16 protein-coding genes are annotated in these 17936 nt (G+C 35.4%); 11 read left to right on the top strand and 5 right to left on the bottom strand.

Annotated elements, in window-relative coordinates; genetic code table 11:
* Positions 1–39 precede the first annotated feature (39 nt).
* Both ACTT1L_RS11960 and ACTT1L_RS11955 read right to left on the bottom strand, forming a co-directional pair.
* Positions 40–480 carry a DUF1641 domain-containing protein gene (locus ACTT1L_RS11960; RefSeq protein ID WP_001115309.1) on the bottom strand — a complete coding sequence of 147 codons (441 nt, stop codon included), beginning with the start codon at positions 478–480 and terminating at the stop codon, positions 40–42.
* Positions 481–914: 434 nt separating this feature from the next.
* Complete coding sequence (locus ACTT1L_RS11955; RefSeq protein WP_000816344.1) at positions 915–1259, bottom strand: winged helix-turn-helix transcriptional regulator; 345 nt, start codon at positions 1257–1259, stop codon at positions 915–917.
* 373 nt (positions 1260–1632) lie between these two features.
* Between ACTT1L_RS11955 and ACTT1L_RS11950 the strand changes: the two genes are divergently transcribed.
* The 4 genes from ACTT1L_RS11950 (at position 1633) to ACTT1L_RS11935 (ending at position 8457) form a co-directional block, all read left to right on the top strand.
* Positions 1633–2796 carry an MFS transporter gene (locus ACTT1L_RS11950; protein ID WP_163262942.1) on the top strand — a complete coding sequence of 388 codons (1164 nt, stop codon included), beginning with the start codon at positions 1633–1635 and terminating at the stop codon, positions 2794–2796.
* 16 nt (positions 2797–2812) lie between these two features.
* Positions 2813–3652 carry an aldo/keto reductase gene (locus ACTT1L_RS11945; RefSeq protein ID WP_000793541.1) on the top strand — a complete coding sequence of 280 codons (840 nt, stop codon included), beginning with the start codon at positions 2813–2815 and terminating at the stop codon, positions 3650–3652.
* A 108-nt stretch (positions 3653–3760) separates the two neighbouring features.
* A complete protein-coding gene (locus ACTT1L_RS11940; protein WP_001022550.1) occupies positions 3761–4681 on the top strand; it encodes a thioester domain-containing protein in 921 nt (306 codons plus the stop codon).
* A 563-nt stretch (positions 4682–5244) separates the two neighbouring features.
* Positions 5245–8457, top strand: a complete 3213-nt coding sequence (locus ACTT1L_RS11935) for a M60 family metallopeptidase (RefSeq protein ID WP_442821924.1) — start codon at positions 5245–5247, stop codon at positions 8455–8457.
* A gap of 42 nt (positions 8458–8499) precedes the next feature.
* Here the strand turns inward: ACTT1L_RS11935 and ACTT1L_RS11930 are convergent, their stop codons facing one another.
* On the bottom strand, positions 8500–9138 hold the full coding sequence (locus ACTT1L_RS11930) for an NAD(P)-dependent oxidoreductase (protein WP_442821923.1): 639 nt from the start codon (positions 9136–9138) through the stop codon (positions 8500–8502).
* 282 nt (positions 9139–9420) lie between these two features.
* On the opposite strand from ACTT1L_RS11930, the gene ACTT1L_RS11925 reads away from it, so the two are divergent.
* From ACTT1L_RS11925 to ACTT1L_RS11905, 5 genes are all read left to right on the top strand, one after another.
* The gene (locus tag ACTT1L_RS11925) at positions 9421–10851 is read left to right on the top strand and encodes an alanine/glycine:cation symporter family protein (protein WP_001022943.1); all 1431 of its coding nucleotides are present in this window, start codon (positions 9421–9423) and stop codon (positions 10849–10851) included.
* Between the two features lie 335 nt (positions 10852–11186).
* The gene (locus ACTT1L_RS11920; RefSeq protein WP_000346386.1) at positions 11187–12626 is read left to right on the top strand and encodes an alanine/glycine:cation symporter family protein; all 1440 of its coding nucleotides are present in this window, start codon (positions 11187–11189) and stop codon (positions 12624–12626) included.
* A gap of 295 nt (positions 12627–12921) precedes the next feature.
* A complete protein-coding gene (locus ACTT1L_RS11915) occupies positions 12922–14103 on the top strand; it encodes a NupC/NupG family nucleoside CNT transporter (protein WP_048557410.1) in 1182 nt (393 codons plus the stop codon).
* A gap of 352 nt (positions 14104–14455) precedes the next feature.
* A complete protein-coding gene (locus tag ACTT1L_RS11910; RefSeq protein ID WP_000706846.1) occupies positions 14456–15637 on the top strand; it encodes a NupC/NupG family nucleoside CNT transporter in 1182 nt (393 codons plus the stop codon).
* Positions 15638–15729: 92 nt separating this feature from the next.
* The gene (locus ACTT1L_RS11905) at positions 15730–15963 is read left to right on the top strand and encodes a hypothetical protein (protein WP_000664136.1); all 234 of its coding nucleotides are present in this window, start codon (positions 15730–15732) and stop codon (positions 15961–15963) included.
* A 25-nt stretch (positions 15964–15988) separates the two neighbouring features.
* Here the strand turns inward: ACTT1L_RS11905 and ACTT1L_RS11900 are convergent, their stop codons facing one another.
* Together ACTT1L_RS11900 and ACTT1L_RS11895 are read right to left on the bottom strand one after the other, a co-directional pair.
* Complete coding sequence (locus ACTT1L_RS11900) at positions 15989–16495, bottom strand: ferritin (protein WP_000949389.1); 507 nt, start codon at positions 16493–16495, stop codon at positions 15989–15991.
* Positions 16496–16548: 53 nt separating this feature from the next.
* Complete coding sequence (locus tag ACTT1L_RS11895) at positions 16549–16872, bottom strand: MazG nucleotide pyrophosphohydrolase domain-containing protein (RefSeq protein WP_000355737.1); 324 nt, start codon at positions 16870–16872, stop codon at positions 16549–16551.
* An 88-nt stretch (positions 16873–16960) separates the two neighbouring features.
* Between ACTT1L_RS11895 and ACTT1L_RS11890 the strand changes: the two genes are divergently transcribed.
* Both ACTT1L_RS11890 and ACTT1L_RS11885 read left to right on the top strand, forming a co-directional pair.
* On the top strand, positions 16961–17524 hold the full coding sequence (locus ACTT1L_RS11890; protein ID WP_002163472.1) for a TIGR00730 family Rossman fold protein: 564 nt from the start codon (positions 16961–16963) through the stop codon (positions 17522–17524).
* Positions 17525–17642: 118 nt separating this feature from the next.
* Positions 17643–17924, top strand: coding sequence for a hypothetical protein (locus ACTT1L_RS11885; protein WP_103102640.1), 282 nt, complete (start codon positions 17643–17645; stop codon positions 17922–17924).
* Positions 17925–17936: the final 12 nt, after the last annotated feature.

Genomic DNA, 17936 nt, shown 5'->3' with positions numbered 1-17936 from the left:
GATATCCCCCGTCTTTACTAATTGTTGTTATAAGTTAACTTATTTATTGTTACGTTCTGCACTAATTTGAAGATATGCGTTCACAAAGCGGAACATTTTTTGTGCTTGTGGATCTTTTAGTAATTTTAAAAGACCGAATAGGCCGATAACTTCGTTGCTTTCGTCAGCACGATCTTTCGCTTCGATTGCAGTGGCAGCCATGCTTTTCACTGTATCTTTTACAGGTTCTACAAGCTCTGTGATTGCACCAACAGTGTCGCTTTTTAATACTTCATCAGTAGCAACAGTTTGAGCGAAGTCATAAGACTTAGTTAAAATGTTAACAAGCTCAGTTAATTTTGGAAGCTGTTCTACTAGTGTTGTTAATGATTCTTGTACCTCAGGTTTTAACAACTGATCAAGTACATCAAGTTGTCCTTGGCTAGCAGAAATTTGTACAGTTTCTTGTTCTGGCTTTGTTTGAGTCATAGTTTCTGGCATCTCCAATTCTCCTTTACGATAGCAATACTCTTATTTTTGATAAGTAAGATAGTAAACGGTTACGAAACTTTATACAAAGTTTCACAAAACACAATAAAATGCCTTTAAATTTATGACAGCAGTAAGCTGCAAACATAAATCTAAAACCATAACGTCTTACTTATTATTTATGAACTGTCCGATATATGGCTTGTCCGCATAATGGAAAAGCTCCGTTACCGGAAAGTGTATATAATATATATCCTATATTATATACTATATACACCTATGTTAACATAAAAATGATTCCTAATTATTTCATATCGAGCGTATAACGTAGTACTGACAAGGTATGAAAGCGTATAAAATATTTTGTTTCAATTAGAAATGTACATATATAATAAGAAAAAAAGGAAAAAATGAACAAATTCATGTTCGTTTTTTCCTTTTTCCTATTATTCACCTTCCGCAATTAGCATCGATGTCTTACCTTCTTTTTCAAGATGGCATTCGCCCCAAGAACAAAGAGAATCAAGAATGGATTCTAAAGACCAACCGTAATCAGTAAGAGAATATTCTACTTTTGGCGGGACTTGGTTGTATACTTTTCTTTGAATAACGCCGTCGTCTTCTAATTCACGTAATTGTTGTGTTAACATTTTTTGTGTAATACCAGGCATTGAGCGTTTTAATTCACTCGTTCTCTTTGTACCTTTCGTTAAGTGACAAAGGATAACAACTTTCCATTTGCCGCCGATAACTTCTAAAGTTGCCTCTACAGGAATATTGTATTGCTTCATATGAAACCCTCCCATTGTGAGTAAAATAAGTTAAATCATACAAATGTTACTTTTTAGTACCTATAGCACTTTAAAGTACGTACTTTTTATCATGTTAAATATGTTTCATAATAGCACATGTAAGAGGCAAATGAGTAGTACGGTACTCAAAAGTGACTATGTTACTTTTTGGTGCCTATCGTACTTTAAAGTGCGTTCTTCAAAAAAAGAATGAAACCATTCATAATAGCATTTGTAGAGATTAAATATATTTTTTAGAAGATAAAAGGGCCTTTTTATCGCACTATTATGATTGGATTTCTTGTAATAAGGAGGAATTCAATTGAGTTCATATACAGTACCATCTTCGGAAGTTCAGACGAATCGAAGAAGTATGTTTGCTTTATTAGCACTAGCAATTAGTGCGTTCGGGATTGGTACGACCGAGTTTATTAGTGTCGGTTTATTACCATCTATTTCAAAAGATTTAAATGTTTCTGTTACAACAGCTGGTTTAACTGTTTCCCTATATGCGTTAGGAGCGGCAGTAGGGGCTCCTGTTTTAACAGCGCTAACGGCTAGTATGTCGAGAAAGACATTATTAATGTGGATTATGGTTATTTTCATTATTGGTAATGGGATCGCGGCAGTAGCAACAAGTTTCACTATATTAATTATCGCAAGGGTTGTATCTGCGTTTGCACATGGTGTGTTTATGTCGATAGGATCTACAATTGCGGCCGCAATCGTCCCAGAGAATAAACGTGCTAGCGCCATTGCGATTATGTTTACTGGATTAACAGTTGCGACTATTACAGGTGTACCAATTGGAACGTTTATCGGTCAACAATTTGGCTGGAGAGCGTCATTTATGGCGATTGTCGTAATTGGAATTATTGCTTTTATCGCAAACAGTATACTCGTCCCATCTAATTTAAAAAATGGTGTACCTGTATCGTTTCGTGATCAATTCAAATTAATTAAAAATGGAAGACTGTTACTTGTTTTCATTATTACTGCACTTGGATACGGCGGTACATTCGTAACATTTACGTATTTATCACCCCTATTACAAGAAGTAACAGGATTTGAAGCGAGTACCGTTACGATCATTTTATTAGTGTATGGAATTGCAATTGCGATAGGGAATATGGTTGGCGGAAAATTATCGAATCATAATCCGATTCGAGCGCTATTTTACATGTTCTTAATTCAAGCGATTATATTATTTGTTTTAACATTTACAGCGCCATTTAAAGTAGCTGGATTAATCACAATTATTTTCATGGGACTATTCGCATTTATGAATGTTCCGGGGCTACAAGTATATGTAGTTATATTGGCAGAGCGCTTTGTTCCGAGTGCGGTTGATGTTGCTTCAGCAATTAATATTGCCGCATTTAACGGAGGAATCGCTTTAGGTTCTTATATAGGTGGCCTTGTAACGAATTCGTTAGGATTAATCCATACTGCTTGGGTAGGCGGTCTTATGGTAGTAGCCGCTGTGATTTTAACAGCGTGGAGCATGACATTAGAAAAAAGAGATCAAGTAAAATAAAAGGAGAGAAAATAAAATGAAAAACTTACAAAGTAAAGCAGTATTAAATAACGGTGTAGAAATGCCTTGGTTCGGTTTAGGTGTATTTAAAGTAGAAGAAGGACCAGAACTTGTAGAAGCTGTAAAATCAGCGATTAAAGCAGGATACCGCAGCATCGATACAGCTGCAATTTACGGAAATGAAAAAGCTGTAGGTGAAGGAATCCGTGCAGGTATCGAAGCAACTGGTATTTCAAGAGAAGATTTATTCATCACTTCAAAAGTGTGGAACGCAGACCAAGGATATGAAACAACAATCGCTGCATACGAAGAGAGTCTAAAAAAATTAGGACTAGATTATTTAGATTTATATCTTGTTCACTGGCCTTCAGAAGGAAAATATAAAGATACGTGGAGAGCGTTAGAAACACTTTATAAAGAAAAGCGCGTACGTGCAATTGGTGTAAGTAACTTCCAAATCCATCACTTACAAGATGTAATGAAAGATGCAGAAATTAAACCAATGATTAACCAAGTAGAATACCACCCTCGTTTAACACAAAAAGAACTACAAGCTTTCTGTAAAGAACAAGGTATTCAAATGGAAGCATGGTCACCATTAATGCAAGGTCAATTATTAGATAACGAAACATTACAAGAGATTGCTGAGAAACACGGCAAAACAACAGCGCAAGTTATTTTACGTTGGGATCTTCAAAATGGAGTAATTACAATTCCAAAATCAACGAAAGAACACCGTATCATTGCAAATGCTGATGTATTTAACTTTGAATTAACGAAAGAAGATATGGAAAAAATCGATGCGTTAAACCAAAATCACCGCGTTGGTCCAGATCCTGATAACTTCGATTTCTAAGATTAGGGTAAGAAAGAAGAGTGCGTAAAAGCACTCTTTTTTTTTGCATAAAAATAGTTTCTAAATAAATACTACTTAGTATCAAGTTTGTTATAAGGGGCTGTAAACATGAATATAAAGCAATCGTTCAAACTTTTAGTTATGTTTTTAAGTGTTTTATTTGTGTTATTCCCGCTTCAAAAAGCATTCGCAGAAGTCATGGACCATACAAAGTATCAAATGGATTGGAGTTACAGTAAGTCTAAGAAGAAACCAATCCGAACAGAGCTTATTAAAACGGCAGATGGCAAAATTGCTTTTTGCTTAAATGTAGATTTAAAATCTCCAAGCGGTCAAGATTTACCGGAAATGGGGAAAGTGGATATTAACGTATACCGTGTATTATTAAATGGATATCCACAAAAGAGCCCGCAAGAATTAGGTGTTTCTGATTGGAGAGAAGCTCATTATGCAACGCAGCTTGCAGTATGGAATGCGTTAAAACAAATCGATATTAATGATTTAGATTTCCGCAATAAAAATGTAGAAAAGGTAACGAAAGATATCGTTGCAAAAGCAAGTGCTAGTGAAGAGTTACAAGAAATTACAATGAGTGTAACTCCTACAGAAGAACAAGAAGCAGTATTGAAAAATGATTTCTTTGAAACAGGCTTATATACAGTAGAAACAAATGCAAAAAGTGGAACGTATAAAGTGCAAGCAACAGGTGCACCAGCGGGAGCGAAATTTGTAAATGAAAAAGGCGAAGCAAAAACGGAATTTAATGTAGGAGAAAAGTTCCGCATTTTAGTTCCGAAACAAACACCAGCTGGTGGATTTAGCTTTAAAGTAATCGGGAAATTAACGAAGCTACAAGGCATTGCGCATAAAGGTACACCAACAATTCAAAATGCAGTTGTATTACTTGAGCGCAGTGAAGAAGAAACAAGTCCGGAGTTATCAGTGAGTTGGAAAAAAGGAAATGGTCATGATAATAATAAACCACATACTCCAAACGAACCGCATAAACCAAATCAATATAAAAGGTAAGATAAAAAGCATTGGTTAACACCAATGCTTTTTATCTATGAAACATGAAATTATATTAAGATAATTATTAACCAAATAAAACATTGTTTTTATGTTGTGAAAGATATTCAAATATAATAAAATCCGAACGTTAAGATTAACTGATTAAATTCACAAAATTGTAACATTATTCTAATTGAAAAGGCTATCAAACAAAGTAGAAAGCATGTACAATTCAGTTGGAAAAACTACCTATAGATGGTCATATATGAAGAAAATGTAAGATTCTATTGCTATTTTTATTTTTAGATGTATAGATGACAATACTATAATGATATCTTTTGCTATTCTCTTTTTATGTACGAATAGAACTCATCACAAATAGAGAGAAGTGAGGAGGACATATTACATAAAAATTTTACAAAGTAAGAAAGCGAATACATGGAGGGAAATGCGGTAGTAATAGATACAGGTGCGCGAGGTATTCGTCTATTTATTACATGTTTTTATAAAAATAATAGGATTTTTCATTAAATAAATATATAGGATGGTTTTTCTAAATAAAGGAACAGGGGACACAGATTATGTCGAAGAAGAAAAAGAGTAGGGTATTAGTAGCTGGTATATGCATATCCACATTATTATCACCAGTAGCTTTTGAAGCATCAAAAGGATATGCAGCGCCTTTGGAAGAGGTTAAAGGTGGAAAGTTGGAAGAGAGCAAAGAGAGTCGTTTGGAGCAGAGGACGTTTTATGTGCCTGGAAAAGGTGATGTCACTGAGGAACGAGATCGTTTAAAGGTGGACTGGGAACTAGCGGCAAATGAACCAACTGGGATTTATGCAAAGCCAAATGAAGAAATGAAAATTAAAATAAAAGGTGATAAGTCTATTAAAGCTTTTATAGGAACACATGCGTATGATGAAGAAGACCCTAAGGAATTTGATTTAACACCTGGTGAAAATGTAATATCATCTCCAGTGGGCGGGATACTGTATTTCTATAACCCGAACAATCAAGGTGATATCACAGCTGAAGTTACTAATGGTGGAAGTCATTTTCCATTATTCATATTAGGAAAGCATACGAAAAAAGATTGGGATGAAATGCTGAAAAAGTATGAGAATCCATATGCAGTGGAATTAAGAGGAGAAAGAAGCCTAATCACATCAAGCTATGATGCTGTACAAGATTATATGAAAAATACAGATCCAACAGAATTATTGAAGCTGCATGATCAAATCATTCGCATAGAAAATAAGATTTCGGGATTATCTGAAGAGAGTGTAGGAGTGGCGAAAGCGCCAAAACACTATGTTCAATTTGTTGAAAATAGATATCCAGAAGAGGGCGATTGGATGAATGCATACTATTACCGCACTTCTTATGTTAAGAATGCGATGAAGTATGTATTAGACAGTAAAGAGTTAAAAACTGATGGATGGGGGCCTTGGCATGAAGTTGGGCATTTACATCAGCAGGCACCTTGGGAGTGGGAAGACCTGGGAGAGGTAACCGTTAATATTTACTCTTTAGCAGTTCAAACTAAGTTTGGTCATCAAACGAGGCTGGAAGAAGAGGAGCGCTACAAGGCAGCTTTTGCTTATTTAGGTCAAACAGATGCACAAGAGAAGATGGATGAATTCGAGAAATTAGTTATGTTTTGGCAATTGCACTTAGCATATGGAGATCAATTTTATCCGAAACTACATCAGATGTATCGTATGTTACAAAATACAGAAATGCCTAAATCTGATGAAGAGAAAAAGCAGTTGTTTATTTACATGACATCAAAGCTGGCTGGTCAAAATTTAACTCCTTTCTTTGAAAAATGGGGATTAACTCCAAAGGATGATACTAGAGACAAGATAGAGAAATTAAATTTACCGAAATTAGAAAAAGAAATATGGTTATCTACAGACAGCAATCCAATTCGTGAAAAACAAACTGGATTATATGAGGTTCCATACGGTGAGCCGAATGATACAAAAATCCAAAATGTAGAAATTGGTACTACATATGATGAGAAAAAGGCAAAAGAACTCGTACAGAATTTAGGGAAGGGTGTCAAAACAACGGGCGTAATTATGCAAGATAAGCCCGAAGTTGGAGAAAAAACTGTAAAAGTAGAGATTATGGATGAAAAAGGGAATAAGAATTTCATTCCTGTTGTAGTGAATATTGGTTATGGTGATAGTTTAGTATTTAAAGGGCTTAATTATGATACTAATATTAAATCCATCGTAACACTGCAACATGATCAGAAAAAGTTTAGTGCGATGGCCGATTCAAATCCAGTACACTATTATTTTAAAGAAGACACGTATTTTGAATTCTCATTACTAGGCCAAAATGGAAATGAGAAAAAGAAAGCAACAGTAAAAGGTGTTGAAAATGCGGAAGAATTCGCGAAATCAATTAATGGGTTAGAGTTCGAGTATGGTGATGTAGTGAAAGTGTATCACGCTGAATCAGATCGCTTTAATTGGTATCAAAATAATGACTTTATCGGTCAAGGTAAGGCAAAGGTAGAGAAAGAATTATTATTTAAAGTAACAGAAAAGGGCTTTGAGCGAATGGGGGCCCAGCAAGAAGTAAAGGCGTTGCCACAAAAAGTAGTAATCGGAACAAACAGTGAAACATTAGACGCAAAAAACTTTGTTCAAGTGAAAGATGGAGAAGTAATTGGATTTGTAGAAAAACCAAATACAACAAAAATCGGTGAACAAAAAGTAAAAGTAGAAACGAAAGATCGTTTTGGAAATAAGAAAGTGACAGAAGTACCATTAGAAGTGACGTATGGAGATAGTATCGCATATGTGGGATATAACAATGACATTGCTTCAATCGTAACTTTAAAGCATGATGATAAGAAATTCCATGCGACTGATATGGATAGTCAAATCCATAAATATTTTAATAAAGAGCTATACATGGGAATGACGTTATACGATGGAGAAGGAAAAGAGAAAAAACATGTAACAGCAGAAGGGCAAGAAACTTCAAAGGACTTTGCGAAGCAAGTGAATGGTATGCAGTTCGAGTATGGAGATGTAGTGAAAGTATTTCATGCGGAACCAGATCGTTTGAAATGGTATCAAAATAACAATCTTATTGGTCAAGGTGAGAAACAAGGAACGAAAGAACTATTCTTCAAAGTGACAGAAAAAGGTTTCGAGAGAATGGATACTCAGCAAGAAGTAAAAGCGTTGCCACAAAAAGTGGTAATCGGAACAAACAGTGAAACATTAGATGCGAAGAAGTTTGTTGAAGTAAAAGGTGGAGAAGTAGTCGGTTTTGTAGGGATGCTGGATACATCGAAGATTAGTAAACAAACAGCGAAAGTAGAAACGAAAGATCGCTTTGGAAATAAGAAAGTGACAGAAGTTCCTGTAGAAGTTACATATGGAGATAGTATAGTATATCAAGGTGTGTCCAATGTAACGCGTTCGATTGTTACATTAAACCATGATGAAAAGAAATTACATGCAACATTTACAAATGATACGATCCATTACCGTTTTGTAAATGAACAGTATATAGGTCTTACAATTTATGATGGAAATGGAAAAGAGAAAAAACATGTAACAGCAGAAGGACAAGAAACTTCAAAGAATTTTGCTGAGCAAGTAAACGGTACGCCATTCCAGTATGGGGATACGATAAAAGTGTATCATGCAGAATCTGATCGTTTAAGTTGGTATAAAACTGGTGAGTTACTTGGAAAAGGAGCTGCGAAGAAATTTAAAGAGATTTCCTTCAAGATTACTCCAAATGGTTTAGAACAAGTACAATAATAAAAAGCTCGTAAAACATTATGTTTTACGAGCTTTTCTTTATTATTCAGCCTCAGAAACAACTGTGAAGCGTTCGTTTACGTGTTTTGGATTTTCGATTTCATCAAGTGCTGCTACTGCGAAGTCTTCGTAACTTACGTAGCTATCACCTTTTGCGTTCACAAGAAGATTGTCTTTGCCAGCTGTATAAGAACCAGTGCGTTTTCCTAATGCGAATAGTGCAGAAGGGCTGATGAATGTCCAAGTAATATCGTTAGTTTGTTGCAGGATTTCTAAGTTTTTACCTTGGTTTTGAGCTGTTGCAAGGTATTCTTTTGGGAAACCTGGCGTTTCAAATACACGTGTTGTTTTCTCTTCGTCTACAAATAAGCTTCCAGCGCCGCCAACTACAAGTAATTTTGTATTTGGTGCACCTTTCATAGCTTCAATAAGTACGTTTCCTGCATCTACGTGAAGGTGTTCTTCGCCTGCTGGAGCGCCGAATGCATTTACAACTACGTCGAATGCTTGTAAGTCGTTAGATGTAAGAGAGAATACGTCTTTCTCTAAAACCTTTATGTTTTCTTCTGTAATTTTTGCAGCATTTCTTACGATTGCAGTTACTTCATGTCCGCGATCCAATGCTTCTTTTAAAATACGACTTCCTGCTTTACCAGTTGCTCCAATAATTCCGATTTTCATAATAAATCCCTCCAAAGTGTTTTGTTAAAGTGTATATCTGAAAGTGAATGAATGTATTGTAATTAGGTTTGTTACAACCTGTTGTAATCATTATAGTTACAGGTTGGTATTTTTGTCAATGGGTTGTTTAGGAATTTGTTTTTTGTTTTAGTATGTACATTTGCTAAAAAGAGGAGTCATGAAACCTCTAACATTTGGAAATCGAAAATTGTCGAAAAATGTTGATTTTTAAATATTTTTTAAATATAATTCGTTTTATGGAGAAAAGGAGGGGTTAATTGTATGAATATTTTGGAACAATTCGTTTCATCGACGAATACAATTCTTTGGTCGTATATTCTTATTGCAATGTTAATTGGTTTAGGTCTTTATTTTTCTATTAAATTGAAATTCGTACAAATTACTCATTTAGGGGAAATGATTCGATTAATGAGTGATGGATTAACTGGAAAGACGCGTAAAAAAGGTAGTGTATCTTCTTTCCAAGCATTTTGTATGAGTTCAGCAGCCCGTATTGGTATCGGTAACTTAGCTGGGGTAGCTTTAGCGATTTCTATGGGAGGACCTGGAGCAGTATTTTGGATGTGGGTTATTGCGATTATTGGGGCGTCTTCAAGTTTTGTAGAAAGTACGCTTGCCCAAATTTATAAAGTAAAAGACGGCAGTGGCTTCCGTGGTGGTCCTGCTTATTATATGGAAAAAGGTTTAAATAAACGTTGGATGGGAATTTGGTTTTCTATCCTTATTACAGTTAGTTACGGTTTAATTTTCAACTCAGTACAAGCAAATACAGTTACATTAGCGTTTAAAAATGCATTTGGTTTAGAACGTTATATTGTTGGGATTGTATTAGCTGTATTAGTTGCAGTTATTATTTTTGGTGGTGTAAAAAGTATCGCACGTATGTCGGAAATGATTGTTCCGCCAATGGCGCTTATTTATATTGCGGTAGCTATTTTCGTTGTCATTAAAAACTTCTATTTAATACCAGATGTGTTTACAGAAATCTTTAAAGGTGCATTCGGTTTAGATTCAGCTGTAGGTGGTGGTATCGGTGCTGCGATGAAATATGGTATTCAGCGCGGATTATTTGCGAACGAAGCAGGTATGGGTAGTGCGCCGAACGCGGCAGCAACAGCTGATGTAACGCATCCAGCAAAACAAGGTTTTATTCAAACAATTGGCGTATTAGTAGATACATTCTTAGTATGTACATCAACAGCGTTTATCGTACTATGTTCTGGTGCATATAAAGCAACGAATTTAGAAGGTATTGAACTAACACAAAATGCATTAAGTTCACAAATTGGCCCATGGGCAAGTAGCTTCTTAGCGATTATTATTTTCTTATTTGCGTTTAGTTCACTTTTAGGAAACTACTATTATGGTGAAACGAATATTGAATTCATTAAACAAAGTAAAACTTGGTTAACAATTTACCGTATTGCGGTAGTGGGAATGGTATTATTCGGTTCTGTTGCGACGCTTCAAGTTGTATGGAATATGGCAGACTTATTTATGGGTCTAATGGTAATCACAAACTTAATTGCGATTACACTTCTTGGCCGATTTGCGTATGCGGCATTGGCAGACTATGTAAGACAAAAGAAACAAGGGAAAGATCCAGTCTTCCGTGCAGATTCTATTCCTGGTTTAACGAATACAGAGTGTTGGGATAAGTCAGCGGTAACGGATAAAGAAAAAGCAGTGTAAATGAAAAGGCGAGCATCGAGTTGAATTCGATGCTCGCCTTTTTTTGTTGTAGTAAAGGATGAAAAGGATGAGAGGTAATTGTTAATATAATTTTTGTTTGTTCATTTCTCATATTATTTGTAGGGAACGTACTGTCTTAAAGGTATGGCTGGTCACATAGGATGAGTGATTTAGTATTGGATAAATGCGCGTACTAGTTATAATTTTGCGTAAAAAAACACATGTGTTAAGTAAGTTAACTTTCTTATGTTAGAAAACCTAACATAAAGTTCTTGATTACTAAGAGTTTTTAGAATATAATTTTCTTATTGTTAGGAAGAGGGGGCAATGCAATTATGGATTTTTTAGCTAAGGTAATTGGGGATATAAATAATGTCCTTTGGTCATATATCATTATTGCGATGTTAATTGGGTTAGGACTTTACTTTTCATTTCGTGTGAAATTTGTCCAAGTTCGTTACTTCGGTGAAATGATTCGATTGCTTGGGGATGGGGCGAGTTCGAAAACGAGGAAAGCACAAAAAGAGAAGAGTGGTGTATCATCATTCCAGGCTTTTTGTATGAGTACAGCTTCTCGTGTAGGTACTGGTAACTTAGCTGGTGTAGCTATTGCAATTTCAGCAGGTGGTCCAGGCGCAGTATTTTGGATGTGGTTAATCGCGGTAATTGGGGGTGCTTCTGCATTTGTCGAGAGCACATTAGCGCAAATTTATAAAGTGAAAGATGGGAATACGTTCCGTGGTGGCCCAGCGTATTATATGGAAAAGGGTTTAAATAAGCGCTGGCTTGGAGCTATTTTCTCTGTATTAATAACAGTAAGTTTCGGATTAATTTTTAACGCTGTACAATCTAATACTGTAGCAGCTGCTTTTGATGGGGCATTCAAAACAGATAGTAGATTAGTAGGTCTTGTAATGGCTGGTTTACTTGCAGTTATTATTTTTGGCGGAGTAAAGCGAATTGCACGCGCGGTTGAAATGATTGTTCCAGTAATGGCGATTATTTATGTAGCAGTAGCATTATTCGTTGTTGTAACAAACATTACGGCAATTCCGTATGTATTTAAAGAAATTTTCTTACATGCTTTCGGAATTAAAGAAGTAGTAGGCGGGGGATTAGGTGCTGCGATTTTATTAGGGGTAAAACGTGGATTATTCTCAAATGAAGCTGGTATGGGTAGTGCGCCGAACGCGGCTGCGACTGCAAACGTAACGCACCCAGTTAAACAAGGTTTCATTCAAACTTTAGGGGTATTTACAGATACATTATTAATTTGTAGTTGTACAGCATTTATCATTCTTTTATCAGATGTGCATAATGCAGCTGATTTAAATGGTATTCAATTAACGCAACAAGCGTTAAGTCAACATATCGGTCCATGGGCTTCTATATTTGTAGCAGTTGCAATCTTCTTGTTTGCATTTAGTTCATTAGTAGGTAACTACTACTATGGTGAAACAAATATTGAGTTCTTAAATGGAAGTAAAGTGCTATTAACAGCTTACCGCATTGCTGTACTTGGTATGGTTATGTTAGGGTCTGTCGCAACAATTCAAATCGTTTGGGATTTAGCAGATTTATTCATGGGTATTATGGCTGTTATTAACTTAGTTGCAATCGTATTCCTTTCTAAGTATGCTTTTGCAGCGTTATCAGATTACGTAAAGCAAAAGAAACAAGGAAAAGATCCAGTCTTCTATGCGAATTCAATTCCAGGCCTGAAAAATACAGAGTGCTGGGAAGAGCAAGTAGCAGAGAAAGAAAAAGCGGTATAATGAGGTGAGCATCAAGTGAAACTTGATGCTCATTTTTTTGTTTTATCCAGATATTTGTCGGTAGTAAAAGACGAACATTAATGAGTGTTTTATAATAAAATGTAATTTTTTAAAGAAAAGTGCGGATATGAGTTGTAATTTATGTTAGAATGGAAAATGCCTTTGAAACAAGAGGTTTTATGATTTTTCCTATCTGATTGAAGATTTTGGAGGGGAAATGGAAAGTTCGGATTATTTCTTGTTTTAGTGGTCAGACGTTCAACGTTAATGAAGAGTTAAATGGAGGATTTTATTAATGAAGTTTGTTATGTTTCTTGTAGGATTACTCGTTGTATTTGTACTCGGTTTTCTTATAAGCTCCGATCGAAAGAAGATTAAGTATAAACCAATCGTAATTATGCTTATTATTCAGCTAGCATTATCTTATTTCTTATTAAATACACAAGTTGGTTATATTTTAGTAAAAGGAATTTCAGATGGATTTGGCGCGCTTCTTGGATATGCAGAAGCTGGAATCGTTTTCGTATTTGGTGGCCTTGTTAATAAAGGAGAGGTTTCATTCTTCTTAACAGCGTTATTACCAATCGTATTCTTTGCCGTTTTAATTGGAATTCTGCAACACTTTAAAATTTTACCGATATTTATTCGTGCTATTGGTACGTTGTTAAGTAAAGTAAATGGTCTAGGAAAATTAGAATCATATAACGCAGTAGCAGCTGCCATTGTTGGGCAAGCGGAAGTATTTATTACAGTAAAAGATCAATTAAGTAAAATCCCAAAACACCGTTTATATACATTATGTGCATCTTCTATGTCGACAGTATCGATGTCAATCGTCGGTTCTTACATGAAAATGATCGAACCAAAATATGTAGTAACAGCACTTGTATTAAATTTATTTAGTGGTTTCATTATTATTCATATTATTAACCCGTACGATATTACAGAAGAAGAAGATACACTGAAATTAGAAAATAAGAAAAAACAGTCATTCTTTGAAATGCTAAGCGAATATATTATGCTTGGTTTCACAATCGCGATTACGGTAGCAGCGATGTTACTTGGTTTCGTAGCATTAATTACAGCAATCAATAGCTTGTTTGATTCTATGTTCGGTATTACATTCCAAGCTATTTTAGGATACATTTTCTCACCATTAGCATTCGTAATGGGTATTCCGCAAGCAGAGATGGTAACAGCGGGACAAATTATGGCAACGAAATTAGTATCAAACGAATTTGTTGCGATGCTTGATCTTGGAAAAGTAGCTGGTGATTTATCGGCTCGTACAGTTGGTATTCTTTCTGTATTCCTTGTATCATTTGCGAACTTCTCATCAATCGGAATTATCGCAGGTGCAACGAAAGGTATCGATGAAAATCAATCAAATGTTGTATCATCATTCGGTCTACGCCTTGTGTACGGTGCGACATTAGTAAGTATTTTATCAGCGATTATCGTTGGTGTTATGTTATAAAAAAGATGGTCCTAGCTCATAGCTAGGGCTATTTTTTTATGGTAAATTTGCATAGAAAAACCAATTAATTAGGAATATATTAACATATAAAAATCTTTTTAAATTTATATTGCTTTTCAGTTAGATAACGCTTACAATTTGATTTGTAGGTGGTATCAATTTCAGACTTTCAAGTATGGTAGGAGAGAAGAGGCTACCTTTAATAAATTGCAATTTATGTAAACGCTTACTGATTTTAGATAACAGTTGAATAGTATTTAGGGGTTTTAAATTTTTTTAACATCAATGGTCAGACGTCATTCGTTATACGTTATACGACCAATAACTCGTGGGAGAAGTGGAGGATTCACATATGAAAATAGTAATGTTTCTAGTCGGTTTACTTGTAGTATTTGTACTAGGTTTCCTTATCAGTTCAGATCGTAAGAAAATTAAATATAAACCAATTGCACTTATGCTTGTCATTCAATTGGTACTTGCATATTTCTTACTGAATACAAAAGTCGGATTTGTATTAGTAAAAGGGATTGCAGATGGGTTTGGCGCTATTTTAAAATTTGCGGAAGCAGGGGTTAATTTCGTATTTGGTGGTCTAGCAAATGATGGACAAGCACCATTCTTCTTAACGGTATTATTACCAATCATTTTCTTAGCAGTATTAATTGGGATCTTACAACATATTAAAATTTTACCGATTATCATTCGTGCAGTCGGTTTCCTATTAAGTAAAGTGAACGGTTTAGGAAAACTAGAATCATATAATGCAGTAGCAGCTGCGATTGTTGGTCAAGGGGAAGTATTCATTACAGTAAAAGATCAATTAAGCAAATTACCGAAAAATCGTTTATACACACTTTGTGCATCTTCCATGTCTACAGTATCGATGTCAATTGTCGGTTCTTATATGAAAATGATTGATCCAAAATATGTAGTAACGGCACTTGTATTAAACTTATTTAGTGGATTCATTATCGTTCATATTATTAATCCATATGACGTGAAAGAAGAAGACGACATTTTAGAATTACAAGAAGATAAAAAGCAAACATTCTTTGAAATGTTAGGCGAATATATTATGCTTGGTTTCTCTATCGCTGTAACAGTAGCGGCGATGTTAATTGGTTTCGTAGCATTAATTACAGCAATTAATGGTGTGTTCGATTCAATTTTCGGAATCACATTCCAAAGCATTTTAGGATACATTTTCTCACCATTAGCATTCGTAATGGGTATCCCAACATCAGAGATGCTAACAGCAGGACAAATTATGGCAACGAAATTAGTAACGAACGAATTCGTTGCAATGCTTGACCTTGGTAAAGTAGCTGGTGATTTATCAGCTCGTACAGTAGGTATTTTATCTATCTTCCTTGTATCATTTGCGAACTTCTCATCAATCGGAATTATCGCAGGTGCAACGAAGAGTATCGATGGCAAACAAGCAAACGTTGTATCATCATTCGGATTAAAACTTGTATACGGTGCAACGTTAGTAAGTATATTATCAGCGGTTATCGTTGGGGTTATGCTTTAATAAATAGTAAAGAGGTCGTTTATCTCTCGCCTAGAGGGATGAACGGCTTTTTTATTTTGGTATGATAAATAGTGTGGAGAGGGGGAATTAGGGTGAAAGAACAGAATAGTTTAAAGGAATTTGATGAGGTTATAGATAACATTAATCGTTTAACTGGAGAAGATGCTAGAGCGTTTTTGAAATTGATACATGGATATTTGAGCATAGTAGAAGAAGGAGATGGAACTTTTACTCATAGTGACTTTGTTGAAAAGGTTTCTGGGCTCTATAAAAAGGATGTGGCGAGGGTTATTCAACTTAGAGAAGAAATAAAAAAATCACCTTAATCCATTCATTAAGGTGATTGAAATACTACTCAGCTGGAGGCGTAAATGTACGTTTCTCTAATTCAGCATCTAGCATAAATAATGCGTTTGAATCGCTTGTAATACGTTTTAATTTTTGGATGATGCTATCGAATGAAGCTTCTTCTTCTACTTGCTCATCGACGAACCATTTTAAGAATGTAATTGTTGCGTGTTCACGCTCATCCCAGGCGATATCAGATAGGTTGTAAATACGTTTCGTTACTTCACGCTCGTGCTCAAGTGCTACTTCAAAAGCATTCAGTACAGAGTCATATTCGTTATTTGGATTATCAAATCCAGTAATAATAGCGCGCTCACCGCGGTCATTAATGTAGTTGTAAAGCTTCATTGCGTGGAAACGTTCTTCTTCAGCTTGTACAAGGAAAAAGTTAGCGAATCCATCATAGCTCTCCGCCGTACAGTAAGCAGCCATTGCCATATAAGCGTGGGCAGAGTAAAATTCAAAGTTCATTTGATCGTTTAGTGCGTCGTGCAATTTTTTTGATAACATAAAATCCCCCTTAGTATTGTGACAAGAATATTATACCATAATTGATAATATTCTCATTTAGATGTCTCGAACCTTTTCGAAAGCTTTGTGACGTGTGCGTCCATAATGTCTTGTAAGTCCAAATCATATTTTTGCGAAAGAATAATAAGATTAGATAGTACATCACCAAGTTCTTCTTTTAGTTCTTGTTTTAGCTCTTCTTCTGTTTTCACGTTTTCATCAGGACGATCCCGACCGATTTCGATTGCGCGAACAACGCGTGAAACTTCCCCAACTTCCTCTGTTAAGAAATTTAACCGAATAAAGGCATTATACTGTGACCAGCTTCGTTTTTCGTAAAATTCCTCAACCCATCTTTCAAATGCGACAATATCCATTTCTTTCTCATCCCCTCAATATGTTGTACAATGTTCATTGTATCATAACAATATATAGTTTTGGGGTGTAAGGATGAGAAAGATTTGTGTGTTTGCAGGTTCCAATTTAGGGGAGAGACCAGAGTTCAAAGAGCAGGCAATTGAATTAGGTAAAATGTTTGTTGAGAATGATTATGAGCTTGTATACGGTGGTTCTTGCGTTGGATTAATGGGAGAAGTAGCAAACGAAGTTCTTCGCTTAGGTGGTCGTGTAACAGGTGTTATGCCGCGCGGTCTATTCCGAGGAGAGATCGTTCATACAGGGTTAACAGAATTAATTGAAGTAGAAACGATGCATGAACGTAAAGCGAAAATGGCAGAGCTTGCGGATGCTTTTATTGCACTACCAGGCGGATATGGAACGTTTGAAGAGCTATTTGAAGCAGTATGTTGGTCACAAATTGGTATACATAATAAGCCAGTTGGTTTATTGAACATAAAAGATTTTTATGGACCAATTCTGCAAATGGTTGAACGTGCAGCAGAAGAAGGATTCATGAATCCATCAAATAAAGAGTTAATCGTTTCAGCTGAGACAGCCGATAAATTAATTCATGAAATACAGAATTACGAGCGTCCTGTTTTAGGAACGAAGTGGAAGCAACTATTATAATACAATTGTATAGAGATTTTTGGAAACACATGTCATTTTATCTTCAAAAGACATGTGTTTTTAATTTGGTTAAATATGTTAATTTTGAGGTATAATGTTTTGGGAAAAGGAGAAATAGATGGAGGAGTTTGTGTATTTACGTCCTGTTTTTAAAAGTATTTTAGCAGCATCTATTCTTGTTATGCTAATTGTTTCAATACAGAAGAAAGAGCTGATTAATGAGTTTTCGCTTTGGTTTATTTCGATACTATGTATCGGTGTTTCCGCGATCGCGTTGTTTATGTCTGGGTTTATTGTTGATGAGTATAATTTAGGTGGAGATTCGGTTTCGTTTGATATGTTTATTGGGATAGTTTGTATTAGCGGTTTGAATTTCATTATTTATTATAGGCGGAAATAAAAAGGAGGCATT

This window comes from Bacillus sp. FH, assembly GCF_052216825.1.
Taxonomy (GTDB): domain Bacteria; phylum Bacillota; class Bacilli; order Bacillales; family Bacillaceae_G; genus Bacillus_A; species Bacillus_A paranthracis.
Note: the sequence above shows the minus strand (reverse complement) of the source record. Positions and strands in the feature narration are given on the sequence as shown.